10 protein-coding genes and 2 pseudogenes are annotated in these 18,146 nt (G+C 47.4%); 7 read left to right on the forward strand and 5 right to left on the reverse strand.

Annotated elements, in window-relative coordinates:
- The 3 genes and pseudogenes from ABF86_RS00930 to ABF86_RS00940 all read left to right on the forward strand — a co-directional run.
- Nucleotides 1-314 (forward strand): annotated as a pseudogene (locus tag ABF86_RS00930) (cytochrome C554); the annotation flags it as partial.
- A gap of 268 nt (nt 315-582) precedes the next feature.
- Nucleotides 583-1,350, forward strand: coding sequence for a hypothetical protein (locus ABF86_RS00935; RefSeq protein WP_242500160.1), 768 nt, complete (start codon nt 583-585; stop codon nt 1,348-1,350).
- A gap of 158 nt (nt 1,351-1,508) precedes the next feature.
- Nucleotides 1,509-2,975, forward strand: a complete 1,467-nt coding sequence (locus ABF86_RS00940; RefSeq protein WP_011634715.1) for a DEAD/DEAH box helicase — start codon at nt 1,509-1,511, stop codon at nt 2,973-2,975.
- 12 nt (nt 2,976-2,987) lie between these two features.
- On the opposite strand, the gene ABF86_RS00945 is transcribed toward ABF86_RS00940, so the two are convergent.
- Both ABF86_RS00945 and ABF86_RS00950 read right to left on the reverse strand, forming a co-directional pair.
- The gene (locus ABF86_RS00945) at nt 2,988-3,602 is read right to left on the reverse strand and encodes an IS630 family transposase (RefSeq protein WP_160803420.1); all 615 of its coding nucleotides are present in this window, start codon (nt 3,600-3,602) and stop codon (nt 2,988-2,990) included.
- Nucleotides 3,599-3,901, reverse strand: a complete 303-nt coding sequence (locus ABF86_RS00950) for a helix-turn-helix domain-containing protein (RefSeq protein WP_049753112.1) — start codon at nt 3,899-3,901, stop codon at nt 3,599-3,601. Before ABF86_RS00950 ends, ABF86_RS00945 begins: the two co-directional genes overlap by 4 nt.
- Before the next feature lie 269 nt (nt 3,902-4,170).
- On the opposite strand from ABF86_RS00950, the gene ABF86_RS13055 reads away from it, so the two are divergent.
- A complete protein-coding gene (locus ABF86_RS13055) occupies nt 4,171-4,299 on the forward strand; it encodes a hypothetical protein (RefSeq protein ID WP_256201571.1) in 129 nt (42 codons plus the stop codon).
- 1,010 nt (nt 4,300-5,309) lie between these two features.
- Nucleotides 5,310-5,531 carry a hypothetical protein gene (locus ABF86_RS00955; protein WP_011634714.1) on the forward strand — a complete coding sequence of 74 codons (222 nt, stop codon included), beginning with the start codon at nt 5,310-5,312 and terminating at the stop codon, nt 5,529-5,531.
- A gap of 219 nt (nt 5,532-5,750) precedes the next feature.
- On the opposite strand, the gene ABF86_RS00960 is transcribed toward ABF86_RS00955, so the two are convergent.
- Together ABF86_RS00960 and ABF86_RS00965 are read right to left on the reverse strand one after the other, a co-directional pair.
- On the reverse strand, nt 5,751-14,708 hold the full coding sequence (locus tag ABF86_RS00960; protein ID WP_074685144.1) for a glucoamylase family protein: 8,958 nt from the start codon (nt 14,706-14,708) through the stop codon (nt 5,751-5,753).
- A 516-nt stretch (nt 14,709-15,224) separates the two neighbouring features.
- Nucleotides 15,225-15,539, reverse strand: a complete 315-nt coding sequence (locus tag ABF86_RS00965; protein ID WP_074685158.1) for a BON domain-containing protein — start codon at nt 15,537-15,539, stop codon at nt 15,225-15,227.
- Nucleotides 15,540-16,304: 765 nt separating this feature from the next.
- Between ABF86_RS00965 and ABF86_RS00970 the strand changes: the two genes are divergently transcribed.
- Entirely contained in the window at nt 16,305-17,519 is a 1,215-nt protein-coding gene (locus ABF86_RS00970) for a DUF1207 domain-containing protein (RefSeq protein WP_083341451.1), read from the forward strand.
- A 201-nt stretch (nt 17,520-17,720) separates the two neighbouring features.
- Nucleotides 17,721-17,825: pseudogene (locus ABF86_RS00975) on the forward strand (IS481 family transposase); the annotation flags it as partial.
- A 56-nt stretch (nt 17,826-17,881) separates the two neighbouring features.
- On the opposite strand, the gene ABF86_RS00980 reads toward ABF86_RS00975, so the two are convergent.
- On the reverse strand, nt 17,882-18,146 hold a 265-nt coding region (locus ABF86_RS00980), incomplete at its 5' end, for an IS3 family transposase (RefSeq protein ID WP_160803421.1).

Here is an 18,146-nt window from a genome sequence, read left to right on the forward strand (position 1 = left end):
CATTTGAGAAATCGGGCAAAAAAGCGCCGCGCAAGACCCTGGCAAGCAAGGGGCAAGACTTTAATTTTGAAGAACGTTGCAGCGCCTGCCATCTGAACTATGAAGGGTCACCCTGGAAAGGAGCAAAACCTCCCTATACCCCGTATACACCGGAAGTGGATCCGAAATACACCTTCAAGTTTGACGAGATGGTAAAAGACGTCAAAGCCATGCACGAGCATTACAAACTGGATGGCGTATTTGACGGAGAGCCTAAATTCAAGTTCCATGACGAATTCCAGGCCAACGCTAAAACTGCCAAAAAAGGAAAATAGAGAGTAACTATTAAGTTAGTTATGCTCTATTTTATCCCGAAAAGGTAAAAATACCTTTTCGGGATAAATCTAGGGTTGAAATTTTTACAATTTATTTATAATTCAGACATTATCCAGATTGATTATCAATCGATCGGGATTGCAATTACTGTCGATCTTTATTTTCGGTTCGGTAGACAAAATATACCGGGAGTCATTATTTTCAACCGTCGGAAAAGACGGTTTTTTATTTTTTGAGATGTTGAAGATATTTGATAGATTTCCGGAGGTGAGTGGCAGTCCTGTTCACAGAAAACGTGATTATTTTATCGCTGCATTTACGTTTTTTTGTGTTGCAATTAGCCTTGTAATTGATGCTCACGGGACGCTGTTGCTTCAAAATATATTAGGTGTTATTGCCTGGATTTTTTTGATTACATTACTTCGTGGTGAAAATCGCGAAATAAGAATGCAGGTTGTAATTGCAGTAGCTTTTGCAACAGCGGGTGAACATTTCGCATCAATTTATATGGGGGGGTATACCTACCGTCTGGAAAATGTTCCGTTGTATGTACCACCGGGTCATGGCATGGTTTATCTGACAGCGGTCGCGCTGGCACGATCTGGTTTTTTTCTCAAATATGCCAGGAAAATTACAGCATTTGTGGTGATCACTTGTGGTCTGTGGTCAGTATGGGGTATTAGCGGATTACCCGAACATGGTGACCAGGTGGGCGCATTGCTTTATGTAGTATTTCTGATTTATCTGTTCAAGGGCAGATCGCCATTGGTATATCTGGCCGCGTTCTTTATTACGACCTGGTTAGAACTGATTGGTACTGCTGCTGGCACTTGGCGGTGGGCTACTCTTGAACCAATATTCGAACTAACGCAAGGCAACCCGCCGAGCGGAGTTTCAGCCTGGTATTGTCTGGTAGATGCTGTTGCTATCAGTGGAGCACCAGTATTTCTGAATCTTTTCGACAGGATAGATGGTTTGTTCAAGTGGTTTAAAACCAAAAAAATTAATCTTAAAATAATTTTTAGCAGAAAATGAATACGGGTCTTGAGTTTTAGTTTGGGGACAGGGGTAATTTTAAGATTTTTTTGTGAATGATTAGTTAATGAAAAATTTGATGAATGTTGATTCTTGTCGTGTATGCTATTAAAACAATACCATTGAAAATTTTGTTTTACTTGTTGCAAAAATAAACTATGAGTAGTGATGTAACTTTTGAGCAGCTGGACTTGTCCAGTGAAATACTCCGGGCAGTTATTGATGAGGGGTACATTAATCCAACTCCGATCCAAGCCCAGGTTATTCCGCCGATTCTTGCCGGCAAAGATGTCATGGCCAGTGCACAGACGGGTACTGGTAAAACAGCCGGCTTTACTCTGCCTTTATTGCACCACCTGCAAGCACATGCGAGCTCTAGTACGTCGCCTGCCCGCCATCCTGTACGTGCTTTGATTATGGCTCCAACGCGTGAACTGGCCATGCAAATTGATGAAAGTGTCAGGAAGTATGGGAAGTATCTTGCTTTGCGAACCACTGTCGTTTTTGGCGGGGTCAATATAGAACCTCAGATAACAGAGTTGCGGAATGGGGTGGAAATACTGGTAGCCACACCTGGTCGATTGCTGGATCTGGTTGAGCACAAGGCTGTAAATTTCTCAAAAACAGAAATCCTGGTTCTTGACGAGGCCGATCGTATGCTGGATATGGGCTTTCTGCCGGATATCAAAAAAGTGATGGCGTTGTTACCTTCACAGCGACAGAGTCTGATGTTTTCCGCAACTTTCTCCGACGAGATCAGAAAACTTGCAGACGGTTTGCTGAAACATCCGGTTCGGATTGAAGTGGCAGCGCAGAATACAATAAATGAGTCTATTTCACATGTTGTTCACCGCATAAAACCAGAAAGTAAGTTTGCATTGCTGCTGCATCTCGTTAAACAGCAAGATCTGAAACAAGCACTTGTTTTTGTGAAAACAAAGCACGGAGCCTCCCAACTGGCACAAATGCTTTCTCACCATAAAATCTTGGCGCTTGCAATTCATGGAGATAAAAATCAGCAACAGAGAACACAAGCACTTTCTGAGTTCAAACATGGTGATGTGCAGATACTTGTAGCAACAGATGTAGCTGCGCGTGGCATTGATATTGAAAAATTATCGCATGTGGTCAATTATGAATTGCCCGGTAATCCCGAGGACTATGTGCATAGAATTGGCCGTACAGGCCGTGCTGGTAGTAAAGGAAAGGCAATTTCTCTGGTAAGTGAACATGAAACAGAGCTTCTGACCAGTATCGAAAAACTTCTGAACACTAAACTGGAGATAGAGCAGATTGCTGGTTTTGATGCGGAGTTATTTGTCAGGAGCTTGCCAGATCGTAAAAATAGGGTATCAGCCGATATTGCCCGGCGTAGCAATAAGCAAGCCGAAGTTGCTAATGGTGAGAAAACCAGAAAATATTCCGGATCACGCAGAAGCGCGCTACAAAATCATAAAGACCCCATTTTTACGCAACCCTATATTCCACAAGCAAATCCAGTGCAATTGGCAACTCCTAAGCAATCAGATGCTCAATCTTTGCTTCTCGCATACAGGCAAGAAAAAAAGATTATCCCTGCGTTATTTACTGCTCTTACAAAAAATAAAGCTGAGCAGAACAACTAGAGCATTTTTGGTTTACTTGTTTACATATCCACATGAAGCGAAGTAGTTGGCACACTCCTCCGGAGTGAACAGATCCAACACTTTGCCGATCTGTGCCCATAAGGTATCCATGGTTCGTTTGGCGGCTTTGCGTAATAGGGCTTTGAGTTTGGAGAACATTTTCTCGATTGGATTCAGATCAGGCGAATACGGCGGTAAGTAGAGCAGCGTGGCATCTGCCGCTTCAATGGCTGCGCGGACGCCTGGAACCTTGTGACAAGACAGGTTGTCGGCCACCACAATGTCACCTGGCTGCAGCGTGGGGCACAGACAGGTTTGAATATAGGCGAGAAACGCGGCCCCGTTCATTGGGCCGTCGAGCACTAACGGAGCGGTGATCGCATCGTAACGCAGTCCCGCAATGAAGGTGGTGCTCTTCCAGTGGCCGTGGGGCACCGAAGCCACACAGCGCTGGCCGCGCGGCGCGCGACCCCGCTGTCGCGTTATGTTGGTGGTCGTTGCCGTCTCATCCAGGAAGACCAGGTGACGGCAATCCCAATGCTGCTGCTCGCGGGCCCACTCAGTTCGTGCCTGACGTACGTCTGTGCGCGATTGCTCGCTGGCGTGCAGGGTTTTTTTTAAACTCAACCCCCATCGACAAGCGTTAGATCCGGCGTGGCTTCTATCCATTGCCGAATCTGCGCTTCCTTGTGCGCAATGCGGGATCGCCGATAACCTCCCATCGGCAAACTATGGCGCTGGCCTTCTTCTTTCCATCGCTTGCGTACCTGATACACCCACATGCGACTCACCTCAAAGCGCCGGGCAATTGCCGTTGGACCTTCGCCACGATCCAACGCACCCAGAATGCGATCCCGAAGATCTTGTGAATAGGCATGCATAACCTTCCCCATCAGTTGTAATAGAGAATAGTCTATTGCATGCATATATTTAAATCAAAAATGCTCTAAGCTTTCTTGCTGCGTTTTTGCCTTTATCCTCTTTTTGAACAGGTTCTAAGATAGACCCGCATATCCTAGGACTAAACAGATCGTACATTTGATTACAACTCTTCCGAGTTATACAAAAAGTAGGCCTTTTATGCTATATTTCTGGCTGGCCACATCTTATTTGTTAATGTGAATTAATAAATAAGATGTAAATTCAATTCATCATCGTTTCATTTCTAATGCATACGATAAAGGAGTTATGAAAAATGAGTACAGTGGAAAAAGACAGCGATATTGATACCACCAAGAATATGTTATTTGCCGGTGTATTTTTATTGGTGCTATTAGCTGGATGTGCTGCACTAGCCGTGCATCTTACGCCTGTTGTGAACTAACTTTTTGACAACTGCATAACACGATATTTCGCTGCTGTGTTGGTTATACCTATACACTATCCCCTCCAGCTTTCCTGCGGCGGGGATGGATTGCAATAATAAGAACAGTTTATTCCGTAATAACTTTATCTTGATCTATCTCGCGTTCAATCATTAACCAGTTCTGTTTCTTTCAGCAACTTGGTTTAATTATCCAGATTTTACTTCAGTTTTATCGTTTATTTCCATATTTATTGGGAAGAAAAATTCTTTTTAAGAATTCTGATTATTTGTTTGTGAGACGGCCGTTTCCCGGGTGGGCCGGTAAATTTACAGTAGGAAGATTCCTGCACCACTTCCCCACGTTAGCCAAATAAACAACTAAACTGGCGAAAGGTAAAAGGTGAGAGGAGTAGAAGATACAGATGAATTTTGGATCCCTGGAACTGGCGCAACGTGCGAAACAAAACAACGTACTGATGAAGATTGACGCGCTGACTGACTAGGGAGCGTTACGTCTGATGCTTACTGGTTTATACAAGCGCGAGCTATCAAATGGTGAAGGACAGTGAGTGGTCTAATTTATCCGGGCACCTCGATAGGTGGAAAATCCACCAGCCGATGAGTTTTACATGAAAAAGCAACGCAGGCAATTTGATACCAGCTTCAAACTAGAAATCGTACGTATGATTAAGGAACAGGGGCTGAGCATAGCCCACATCAGTGAAGCATGAGTATCGGTCAGAGTGCCTCCGTCGCTGGGTAACTTAATATGAATCAGAACAAAGTGGGAATCCTGGCATCGGCATCCGCTCACTGCCGAACAGCAACTTATCCGCCAGCTTGAGCAGGAAAACCGGCAACTGAAGATGGATGTCGATATCTTAAAAAGCGTCAGCCTTCTTTGCCCGGCAACTGAAATGAGCTACCAGCTCGTCAAACCAGTTACAAAAGAAGGCAATCTCTGTTGCCCGTAGTTGTCGCCTCCTGGAGGTAAGCCACTCGGGCTATTATGAGACGCTAGGCAGGCTATGTGTGATTGCGGTCATTGTGGCAAGCATGAAGTTAACGGAACCCGTATCGTACTACCGGACAAGATCCTCAAACAGGATAACCGTTACCAGCGAGACAAAAAGCGCAAGCAATGCAAAAGACATGCAGCCATTGAACCCATCATTGGTCATTTAGAAGCAGATTACCGAATGGCGAAAAATTACCTGAAGGCGCTATTGGTGATCACATCAACCTCTTGATGGCCGCTTGCGCCTGGAATCTGAAACAATGGCTACTGGCCATTTTTTTTGCCGTTTTCTCATACGGAAAATAAAAAAATCATCCCAATCTTCTGATAAAAACCTCAGTTCATGCGAATTGATCCGAATGAACAATAGAAAATCAGATTTGATTCCAAAAACTGCAATCAGTAGCGAGAGTTTTTCAGGGGCGACTAGTTAATATTGGCCTCATTCTACTCAATTATCTGCCTGATCATCAGTGTCGCTGGGCGGGGTTACGATGTTTACTTCGGCCGTATGATCCTGACGATCGTCAATTAGCGGAATAGTTTTGTCGGATTGTTCGATGCCATCCACCGTAACGCGCATTACACTGCTTTGTGGAGCATTGCCAGTATCCGTCGTTTGCGACACGGTAATATGATAGACAGTTTCCCGATACCGATAATATAGTTTAAACGCTTGCCAGGATGCGGGCAGACAGGGATCAAAATAGAGTTTATCCACGTCTAGTCGTAAGCCAAGCAGAGACTCCACAATCAACCGGTACATCAAGCCAGCAGAACCCGTATACCAGCTCCACCCCCCACGACCGATGTGTGGTGAGACCGCGTAGATATCGGCAGTCATGACATAGGGCTCGACTTTGTAAATCGCCACATCTGTTGCTGATTTTCCATGATTCACGGGATTAATCATGTCCATCAATTCCCATGCACGCTGGTTGTCGCCCAAGGCCGCGACCGCCATGACGACCCAGATAGCAGCATGAGTGTACTGCCCTCCGTTTTCGCGCACACCAGGAACATAACCTTTAATATAGCCCGGATCCAGATCGGATGTGTCGAACGGCGGATCAAAAAGCTGAATCAGCGCATGATCGTGTCGTACCAGTCGCTCATAGACGACGTCCATACTCTTGCGTGAACGTATAGGGTCTCCTGCGCCGGAGAGGACCGACCAGCTTTGTGAGATTGAGTCGATCTGACATTCTGTGTTGCTCGCCGATCCCAGTGGGGTGCCGTCGTCGAAGTATGCACGGCGGTACCAGGCACCATCCCAGGCATTTTGCTCGATGCGTTGGCGCAGTTGTTCAGCTTCGTTCCGACATTGTTCGGCAAAAGGCATGTCATCCTTCTGCTGTGCTAGCTCAGCGAAGCGCATCAATACTTCGTACAGGAAGAAGGCGAGCCAGACACTTTCACCCTTGCCGTGCAAGCCTACTAGGTTCATGCCGTCGTTCCAGTCTCCGGAACCGATCAGCGGCAGGCCATGCTCACCAAATTTCAAGCCATGCCAAATAGCACGCGCACAGTGTTGGTACAAACTGGCTGATTCGGTCGAACGTCCTGGCAGATCGTAATATGAGTCATCCTCAGGGCCAACCGGGCGGCCTTCGAGAAAGGGAACGGATTCATCCAGCACACCCATATCACCGGTACTCAATACATAACGACATACTGCCAGCGGTAGCCAGAGATAATCGTCTGAACAACGGGTGCGTACGCCACGACCTGATGGTGGATGCCACCAGTGCAGCACATCACCTTCCACAAACTGCTGCGCTGCACACAGCAGCAATTGCTCACGCACGCGTTTTGGCTCAGCGTGGATTAGCGCCATCACATCTTGCAACTGGTCACGGAAACCAAAGGCACCACTTGATTGGTAATAACCACTGCGTCCCCACAAGCGACAGGCAAGTGTTTGGTAGATAAGCCATCCATTGGCGAGCACGTTGAGAGACGGATCTGGGGTTTCCACCTGGACTGCGCCAAGAGTGTGGTTCCAGTATTGCCATACCGCCTCGAGTGCAGTGTGCGCGGCTGTTGATCCGCGAAAACGATGCACCAGACTGCGCGCATCTTCGGCCCCACGCCTACCGGCCTGCCCCAGGCGGAAAATAACTTCACGTTCTTCTCCGTCTGCCAAGTCGAAACTTACCTGGATCGCAGCACAAGGATCTAATGCTGCCCCCACCTTACCGGAAAGACGTGTGCGCGCCATGGCAGCCGGATTTCTGAGTGACCCGTTACGTCCAATGAACTCGGCGCGGTCGCAACTGATTGAGCGATTGACTCCATCCACATCAAAGAAGGCAATTCGACCAACGAATTCCATATTGTAAGGATTGTGTGCGAACACCGCACCACTGCCAGGATCTACTTCCGTGGTCACATGCATGATTGATTTTGACCGCAAACCGCCCAGCACCCATTCTACATAGCCAGTTGCAGAGAGTCGGCGTGGCCGACCGGATACATTACGTATTTTCAATACCGAGAATTTGACTGCAGCATCTATAGCCACATATACCCACAGCTCTGAGACGATGCCTCCTTCAGTATATTCGAACACACTGTAGCCAAATCCGTGCCGGCTGACATACGGATTTGCGCCACGGCAGGGCAGAGGTGTAGGTGACCAAAAATGGCCACTCTCTTCATCACGTAGATAAAAGGCTTCTCCACCTGTATCAGACACCGGATCATTGTGCCAAGGTGTAAGACGGAACTCGTGTGCATTTTCGCTCCAGGTATAGCCTTGGCCACTCTCGGAGATAACCGTGCCAAAATGTGGATTTGCCAACACATTTACCCATGGTGCTGGCGTCATCTGCGTAGCTGTGGTCGTTATGACGTATTCTCGCCCGTCCCGCGTGAACCCGCCCAGTCCGTTGTGCAGAATAAGATCACGTGGCGGCAATGGGCTACTGTTAGGGGGATCTGCACGGTAGCTTTGACTCGGCCGAAAGCGCGGTATCCGTACATCCCCGATGTTGCGGCGGTTGATCTGTTCTGCCAGCGTTCCTCGGGTATCTGTTATGATCACTCGTGCAACGGATTGGAATAGAATATGGTCTTCGTTCGATATCTGCTCCGTGCGTCGCACGAAGATGCCGCCTGGTTGATCGATGACGTGCGCCTCGGTACTCGCCGCAATTAAACCGATGATTTGGTCTTGGAGCAATTGCCGGTAACCGGCGCGATCTTCATTCCAGATCACTAGATCCACTGCCAACCCTTTTAAACGCCAGTAGGCGTGAGCCTGAACCAATTGACGCACTAATTGTATATTGGCTACATCACCAATCTGTAGCAGGACGATAGGTAAATCTCCAGAAATGGCGTAGCCCCATAAATCGGATTGCCCACGACGATTCTGCATCAAAATGCTGGCTTCAGCGCGCAGTAAACTATTGGTATAAAGAATAGAGTTGGCCAGATGTCCGTAAAGTTGTGCGTCAGCTTCACTTGCATTGAGTTGGCGTAACGCTACTTGGGCATGTGTCCAAGCAACATTAAAGACACGATCCGCAAGTCGCTTGTCTTGATATCTCCCAATCAGACTTATAGCGTCAGCACGCGTCTCTCCTATGCCGCTCACTATATCCAGGGTAATCGTTTGCTCCGGGCCGAGTGTAATGGCATGACGAATAGCGACAATCGGATCCAGCACCGAACCCTGGCTGCCAGAAAGCATTCCTGAGGATGTGCTGCTTAACGCTTGCGGATCGGCTGCAGTGTGACCGCGGCCAATGAATTGCATTCGATCCGTCTCATAAGAAATGGCATTGACATCCACTCCATGCGTTGTCATCATGTGAAACATCCAGGATGTTTGCTCGGTAGCTGAGCGCGGCCGGCGCGTGCAAAGTATTGCCTGATATTTCTCATCAATTTCGGTCTGCACGAACAGCTTACTGAAAGCTGGATGCAGCATATCTGCAACGGGTACAGCGAGCACAACTTCCGCGTAACTCGTCGCTGTGATGGTGCGGGAAGTATGGGCACGATTAGTAATGCGCACACGGCGCAGTTCGATATCGTCTTCTGGTGACACTACGATCTCAGTATAGGTTTCAAAATCGCCATCGCCTATAAAATCACGACGGCGAAATTCAGCGCGTCCCTCGGAGAAAATCACCTCGTAATGCTGTGGCTGTTTCAGTGTTGGTTGATAGGCAGTTGACCAGATTTCACCACTGCTTTCGTCGCGCAGATAACAGAACGATCCCCAATTATCGCAAGTTGTATCTTCACGCCAACGTGTGACGGCAAGATCTTTCCAACGGCTATAGCCACCACCAGCGTGGGTAACCATTACATGATAACGTCCGTTGGATAACAATTGAACTTCCGGTAGAGGCGTTCTGACATTGCTGAAAATGCGAATCGGTGCTTCTGCAATACGAGCAGCCAGCTGGATATTGGAAAACTGGGTCGTGCGGGGAAAGAATGTCGTAGCTTTGGGGATTCGCTCTTGAAGAAGCAGTAAAGTCGCTTGGAACAATGGCTCTGATTCGAAGCGTTTCTGCATCGGGCGATTCAGTAGTAGATAGGCCAGGGAGAGCAGGCTCATTCCCTGATGATGAGCCATATAAGATCGTACTATTGTGCTTAGCTCCCCGCGCCGCTGACGTGATGGCGTATAGTCGATCGCTTCGTAAAAACCGAATTTACCTTCCAGTCCTTGTGCAACAAGTTGCTGTAGATTCAGGCACGCTGCCTTGGGTGCTATCATCAGCGCCAGCAGGGTAGCATAAGGAGCAACGACCAGGTCATCAGCGAGTCCGCGTTTGAGTCCCAGGCCAGGCACACCAAATGCTCGATACTGATAATTGAGATGAGCGTCGACTAGGTTATAGCCGGATTCCGACATGCCCCATGGTATGCCTCGCTGCCGTCCATACTCAATCTGCCGTGCTACCGTTGCTTTATAGGTCTGGTCAAGCAGTGTATTTTCAAAGGTTGGCATTACCAGGAGTGGCATCAGATACTCAAACATCGATCCACTCCACGATAAAAGCACGGGTTTGCCGCCAGCAGTTGTAAGCAAACGCCCTAAGGCAAACCAGCTCTCTTGCGGCACTTTTCCCTGTGCAATTGCAACAAAATTGATTAATCTCGCTTCCGAAGCCAGCAAGTCGTAGTAACTTGCATCTCGTCGCAACTCATCCACGTTGTACCCAATTGCCAGTAAACGGGATGATTTATCATATAGGAAGTCATATGCCATGCATGCAAATTCACCCGATTGCATGGCAAGCTGCTCGATGGTCGCAATTCGCTCAGTGGCACGATGACACGTTTGTGTGATGCAGTGCCAGTACTCACGTAGCCATGCATGTTCCGCAGATGTCAAAGTATTCGTAAGGGAGGTTTCAAGTCGTTGTTCGATTGCTGGCAGCAATTTATTTCCGATATTTTCCAATTCTCGTAACGTTGGAATCTCAGTGATATCAAGGTTGTTGTCGAGCCCACTCGGTGCGACTGGCAACGCCAGCCAGGGGGCCAGAAAGGTTAGTTCGTCGAAGGCTGCGCGGCATTGCCGGACCAGTGCATATGACCACCAAACCATGTCACTCTCAGAAGTTGTATCGGAAATGATGGCGCCGGTGTGATCCAAGGTGGGGTTGTGCATGAGATGCTTATCTATCACCAGGTACCCCCCAGCTTCGGCGAGTGGTTGCTTCTTACGGGTTGATATAAGCGCATTCTCTGTTTGAGAGGGCTGTTGCGTGGCAGTCGTAATGCTACCGGCAAGCGCTTCTGCACGTTTCACCAACTGGCCGAGGCATTGCCGTGCAAGCGTGAGTGTAGTAGGTGGGGCGCTGCATGCGGAATCGATATCTTTCCGTAATGCGATGAGCAGATCCGAACGAGTATTTCCTGCTGCATCCAACAGGATTCCAAGTGTGTCGTGGAGTCCATGGAACCAGCGTACATCAAAGATTTTTTCGTCAGCAAGCGTAAGCAAACCTGACCGCAAGGTCAACAGATGACCCGCCAGGTTTCCACTATCCACTGTCGAAACATAAAACGGATGTAGTGGTTTCAATGATCGCGTGTCATACCAGTTGTAGAAATGACCGCAATATCGTTCCAGTGTTTGCATGGTATTGAAGGTATGTGTCGTACGCTCAATTAGCTGCCCGGCCGCTAGGTAACCGAAGTCATAAGCGGATAAATTCGCGAGTAGTGCCATCCCGATATTAGTTGGTGAGGTACGGTGTGTAACAGCAACACCATGATGTTCCTGATAATTATCCGGCGGCAGCCAATGATCTTCTGGCCCGACAAAAGTCTCAAAAAATGCCCAGGTTTTGCGAGAAATCTTGCGCAAAAAGATAGTTTGTTTAGCTGTCAGCTGTGTCTCACCTCGTGTGAGTGGCTGTCCGGTCCACCAGATAAGCATAGGTGAACCTAACCACAGCAGTAGAATGGGTCCCGCTACTACAAGTGCAGTGGGTTTGAATAGCAGCAGGTAGAGGGTTGTAGCAATAGCGATCAGTGGAGCAATCCACATTGCGCGCAATACGGCGGTGAAGCCTGTGTGGCTGCTGCGCGCGACTTCGCCTGATGGATTCCATTCGAGCAGCCGTTTGTGAGTAAATGACATACGCCACACCGTACGCATGATTGCATCTAAGCTGAACCAGGCTTCAAAGGGAAGACATGCTAAAGTAACGGCTCCTTGCGCCAGGCGTTGGCTGGCCGTGTCGAGTGACGCAGCAAAATGTTGATATAACGATCCCTCTTCTGGCTTGCGAAAGATTTCCACAACCAATTCTACTAAGGGTGAAATCAAGAGTGTACCAATTACGGCCAAGGTCCAGAACCAGGGTGAAGCCAACACTACCCAGCCTAATAATAGCAGCAGCAGTAACGCAATCGGTACGAGGCTGCGCCGCAGATTGTCGAACAGTTTCCATTGCGACAAACGCGAGAGAGGATTTTTTGGTCGATGCTTACCAGGACCTGGAACATGTGGCAGCAACCAGCCCAGTAATTGCCAATCGCCCCGTATCCAGCGATGACGGCGGCTCACATCCACAAGGTAGTGTGCAGGGTAATCTTCGTATACATGTACATCACTCAACAAACCAGAGCGCACGTAACATCCTTCCAGCAAGTCGTGACTGAGAATCCGGTTCTCTGGAAAGCGCTCATTCAATGTTCGTTCGAACGCATCTACATCATAAATGCCTTTGCCAATAAAAGAGCCCTCGCCGAATACATCCTGGTAGACATCCGAGATGACGCCGGTGTAGGGGTCGATACCGGCCTCACCACCATGTAATCGTGCATAACGCGAGCAATTAGTGCTCTCCAGGCTCACGCTGACGCGCGGCTGAAGAATACCGTAGCCTTCACATACAAGTTCTCGCGTCTTATTGTAGCGGGGGCGGTTCAGTGGGTGGGACATGGCAGCTACAAGCTGCCATGCAACATCGCGCGGTAACCGTGTATCCGTATCCAGGGTGATAACATATTTTATATTTGTGAGACAAGAGGTATTACCAACGATACGTGAAAAGCGTTTATCGACATTACTATGTGTTTTATCGCGCAATAATGCATTTAGATCGGCAAGTTTGCCGCGTTTGCGCTCATAACCCATCCAGATAAGCGCTTGTGGATTCCAGCGGCGCGGGCGATGAAAAAGAAAGAAAATACTCTTTTCTGCAGTACCATATTTTGCATTAAGTGTCTCGATTCGCGCCTGAGTCAGCTGCAGCAAAGGCTCGTCTTCGGGTAGCGTTTCTTCATGTGCGTCGTGAAAATCAGTCAAAAGACCAAAATAGAGGTTTTTATCTTGGTTCGCTAAAAAATGCACTTCCAGCACTTCAACTAAGTCGTTGACGCTTTGCGAATTAGTAAGCATGCTCGGCACGATGACTAGTGTCCGAGATTGTGCGGGGATGCCCGTAGAGAAATCCATGCGTGGCAGCAAATGTGGGGTCACAAACAAGGTTGCTAACCAATTCACCAGGGCGAGTGCTAACTGGCTCGTGGGTAATAATGCGAATATACCGATCAACAGCAAGAATTCATCCGTCACGTCTTGAGTGTGCGCGATGGCTACTAGGCCGGTGCTGAACAGCAGTGTCAGGAGTGTGATCAAACCGAGGTACACGTGTAATGTATACTTCGCCCCCATTTTTATGAGTGTTTCAACGATAGAGAAGCGTACTTGTGCTTTTGTTTCAAGCTCGTGCAAGCCCTGATCGATCAGATAGAAACCCACATGCGCCATGCGTTCTTCACCATCCGGATGTGCTGCCTGAGCCTCATGTGCAAGTTGGACCGCACTTCGCGCTACCTCGGCTTCGGTAAGGGAACTCCGCTTTGCAATCTTTTCGACTGTATGACGATAGTGGTCACGGGTGGAGAAATCCATCTTGCCATAGGTACCGTCCGGATCTTCCCTCAATGTTTGCTCGACAATACTCATGCTTTCGACAAACTCGCGCCAATCCATTCCCCCCAGAAGACGTAGGCTGCTGATGCTGTGACTAATGGAAACCTGGTCAGCAGCCTGATGTTGATTTCCTGACTGGATAACCTGCTCGATAGTCAGCCCTGACTCGGAAAGCACCTGTTTGATCCAGGATAATGGTAGTGTTAGAGCAAGACCATGCCCTTGCAGTCGGCGCGTAAGTTCTGATACGAATGGTATTGACATTGGAGGTTGCGAGCGCGCCATGTCTGCAATTATCAGCACCAGGCTCTTCGGATCTGTCTCCGCGACCGTTACCATTCGATCGGCCCATATGTTGGCAAGATCGCTGTCAACCCTATTAGCGGCGATGCGAATGGCAACGCGCCGCAGGTTCTCAATTAAGGCCAGTCGCAGCATGGTGGGAATGGCCCATAATTCACCTAAATTAAGCATACTAACTGTTTGATAAGCCGAGACAAAACGGCTGAGACTTTCCGAGTCTACCCGCCCATCCCCGTGCGAAATGATTTCTAGTGCAATATCATAGACACGCGGCAATCCTGCCGAAGAACCATTCAATAATCGGGGTAATCCACGGTGATAGCCTTTAGGCATATGGCGCCTGGCAATGCGGATATGTTCTTCGACAAGATAGAAGTTATCAAGCAACCATTCACTGGCCGGTGTGATCTGTTGGTTGGCTTTTACCGCTGCCGTAAGTCGACTGCAGACATTGATTAAGATCGCTTCATTCTCGGCTAGGCGCTGTATCAACTGATTCTGCGAGCGCTCCTGTGACAATTTATGCATGGCCGCAAGACGCCTGCCGCGTTGTTCCATCTGCTCAACACTGAGCAATTCTAAACGTAGCGGCAACTCATTAAAGGCATCCTTCAGTGGAATACCACCACCCAAATAGACGCTCCATCGGCGCAGATATCGGAGGATATAGTTACTATTGGTTTTCATTTATAATGTATTCCGTTTTGGATTAAGATTTCAAATTTCCATTTCCTGGCAATGCCATGATTGGATGAATCAGAATCTAAGTACCTCTTAAAAATACATATCCAGATGGAATGAGGTGGAGCTGGACAGTCATTACTGGCAAGACGCGCAGGGAGCAGGCCTTTTCGTCATATGCGCGTACCCCTACCGTTCAGCTGCATCCAAGGGATACTTCTTTACAGTAGAGGGGACGACCAAAAACTATTTGCGCATGGTTCGTACGATTAAGGAAGCCCCTGCCTCGTTAACCCAACTTATTATGATTATGACGAAATATTGATGAGCAAGCGGCAAGCGCCCAACCAGGCAGACAATTAAATCTAAGTAGCTTGAATGACCGGTGCAACGCCGCACTATCACATATAGCGAGCCTCCTTGGTCGCACAATGTTTTTACATTCCATTCTATTTTTCTACCTATATACCCATATAATGATAAAAAATACAATGGCTGATCAGTTAAGCAATGCAACAATTACTATTTGATTAGCATATCATTCTTGACAGATTTTACACCCGCAACACTACGTGCAACTTCAACCGCTCTATTGGCATGAGCCTGCGAACTAACGAAGCCACTCAATTGAACAACACCTTTGAAAGTTTCAACGTTAATTTCAGCAGATTTTAGGGTGGGTTCATTGAAAATCGCTGCTTTGATCTTTGTGGTAATGACACTATCATCGATATATTCTCCGGTTCCTGATTGCTTTGCGGTAGGCGCACAGCCCAGCAAAGAAATTATTAGGATACTTAAGAAGAAAGTGAAGAAATTGTTATTAAGCTGCGTCATCGTCATGATAAGGTTCTCTCGAATAATTGATAAAGCTAAACACCCTCTCAATTTTTTTAGACCAAGGGGGACTTTGTTTACTTTACTACTTTGGGTACGGTATTCAATCTGAAGTCCGTGATCTTGTTCGATTCTGCGATAAGTCTTTATTATTGCAGGAAACGGTTTTCTGAGAACCCGCCGAGCAAGAATCATCGTACCTTTCCATTTTTAATCGTAATCCTCAAATTAGACTACCAGAAATAATGCACTTGATGTGTACGCTAGCACACAAAGACGACTGCCCCTGTTGTAGATAATGGCAAGATAGTGAAGGATGTCTCATTCCGGATGATTCAGGTTGCTGCACGCGGCAGTTGTGGCCGCTGCCGAAGTGACCGATCGCAAAGGCAGGTTCAAGACTCGACGCTTGATTGCCGCCACATCAAACAATTCCCGCGCTGAACTCCTCAGTCTACGGTGAGGTGATGTTTGTGCGATTGCTCTGGCTTTGTGGGCTGGTGTACATACTAAATGCGCTATTTCTGTAATAATCTTAGAGAGGTAGGCAAGGGGGTTAGCTACTAAAAATTGGAATGGGTTCCAGCAGACTCAGTTCAAACAGAATTGAATCTTCATCCGATTGAATTGGATTAAATTAATATCCTGGTTCAGATAGAAGTACTTTGAAAAGGTTCTTTTGCCCTTTCCTGATAATGCGCAGTGAAGCAATCGTACTCTCAGTATTCAGCCGAGTGATCAAAAACCAAATAGTCTGGAAGACAGATGCAGAAAATACACGAAACAAAGAATTCTCTTTTGGCCCAAAATTGTTCAAATCGCACCTTGAGAAAATTCAGGCATGTTATGCGAATTCTGCTAACCATCATAGTCTCGTTGGCTTGTATATCCACTGCCAGCGCTGCAATAACGGATGATTCTTATATTGCTGGTTACGCTACCGGTATCCTCAAGTACGAACTCAAGAGTGATACCCCTTCGTTAACTGTACGTAACGGAAATATTACCTTATCAGCAAGTGAAGTATTACCAGAAGATCACGCCAGGATCACACAGGTGCTCTTGGAGATACCAGGAGTGACTGGAGTAAGCATAAAGGAACCCACTGATCAGCAACCCATCACGACTACGTCTCCAGCGCCGAGTGATACCGTTACTGAAGAAGAAAAAAACATACCCACAACCGATGATCCAACAATACTTGCGACGGGGATTTTACCCTCAGGCTATTTATTTAAGCCGTTACTGGCAGATCCGCGGTGGGCTCATTTTTCTGCTGCCTATCGCAGTTACCTTGGGGGCAATATTGATGGTGATAATAACGCTGCTGTTAGTTTTGGTGAAACATTACCGTTTTATCGGGCCAATTTCGGGAAATACTCCGCACAATGGGAAGTGGGGCTGCAAGCTGGCGTGTTTAGCGATTTCAATCTCGACGCCCCTTCATCCGATCTCATCAACACAGATTTCATTGCATCGATTTATTCAAGCATGCGTGCAGGTAATGCATCTGCATTCGCGCGGATTTATCATCAGAGCTCGCATCTTGGGGATGAATTTCTACTAAGGAAGCTAACCGACCTCGATCGGGTCAATCTTAGTTACGAAGGTATCGATCTCAGACTGTCTTATGAACTTCCCTATGGAGTGCGTGTTTATGGAGGAGGTGGCGGTATCTTTCACAAAGAACCCTCAACAATCAAACCTTGGTCAATTCAATATGGCATCGAATTCAGGAGCCCGTGGCGCTTGGATATTGCCCCAGTACGGCCTGTTCTGGCGATTGATATTAAGAATTACGAACAAAACAATTGGAATGCTGATCTCTCTGTTAAGGCTGGATTTCAATTTGAAGATTTTCAGGTTTTCGGTAGGAGACTTCAATTTTTTGCCGAATATTTCAATGGGAACTCTCCTATTGGTCAATTTTTTAAAGAAAAAGTTGACTATATGGGAATCGGAGCGCACTACCATTTTTAGATCTGTCTGTCGCATCCAGGATACTCGTATTCCTGGCCAATCTCGTTGATTGCCTTTACGCCCACGCAGAGCCTCTAGGCCAACCTTGGCTTTGAACTCGGAGCTGTGATATTTCTGCTTTTCGATTCGCTCATTACGACTCGTTCCTTATGGCAGTGTCCAGCTTAAATTGCTATCTTGAAAAAGGGGAGCACTATAGCTCCGCAAACCAATGGGATGGTCGAGCGTTTCAACGGGTGTATTGCTGACGTACTCAAGAGACATCGATTCAATAGTGCTGAAGATCTGGAACAGACCTTGATACGTTTGTCAGTCTGTATAACCAGCAACTTAACGTGGTCAAGTAAAATCGGACACCTCAGTTAAGCTGCTTTTATCGATTTTGCTGCTTCTGCTTCATATTGATTCGGACTTTTGTAATCCAGGTATGAATGCAGTCTTTGGTTATTATAAAACACGGCGATATACTGCAAAATATCCTGCTGTGCTGCATGGCGGGTTTGGTAATGCCGCCATTGGCAGCGTTCCTGCTTGAGGCTGCCAAAGAAACTTTCCGCAACCGCATTATCCCAACAATTTCCCAGACGACTCATGCTGCCAATAAAACCGTATGCTTTCAGTAGCTGT

Source organism: Nitrosomonas sp. GH22 (assembly GCF_009833115.1).
Lineage (GTDB): Bacteria > Pseudomonadota > Gammaproteobacteria > Burkholderiales > Nitrosomonadaceae > Nitrosomonas > Nitrosomonas eutropha.

Excerpts from the sequence above, each read along its gene's own strand:
- ABF86_RS00940 (WP_011634715.1), top strand. The coding sequence starts at position 1,509 with ATGAGTAGTGATGTAACTTTTGAGCAGCTGGACTTGTCCAGTGAAATA.
- ABF86_RS00955 (WP_011634714.1), top strand. The coding sequence starts at position 5,310 with ATGTGTGATTGCGGTCATTGTGGCAAGCATGAAGTTAACGGAACCCGT.
- ABF86_RS13055 (WP_256201571.1), top strand. The coding sequence starts at position 4,171 with ATGAGTACAGTGGAAAAAGACAGCGATATTGATACCACCAAGAATATG.
- ABF86_RS00960 (WP_074685144.1), bottom strand. The coding sequence starts at position 14,708 with ATGAAAACCAATAGTAACTATATCCTCCGATATCTGCGCCGATGGAGC.
- ABF86_RS00965 (WP_074685158.1), bottom strand. The coding sequence starts at position 15,539 with ATGACGCAGCTTAATAACAATTTCTTCACTTTCTTCTTAAGTATCCTA.
- ABF86_RS00950 (WP_049753112.1), bottom strand. The coding sequence starts at position 3,901 with ATGCATGCAATAGACTATTCTCTATTACAACTGATGGGGAAGGTTATG.
- ABF86_RS00970 (WP_083341451.1), top strand. The coding sequence starts at position 16,305 with ATGCAGAAAATACACGAAACAAAGAATTCTCTTTTGGCCCAAAATTGT.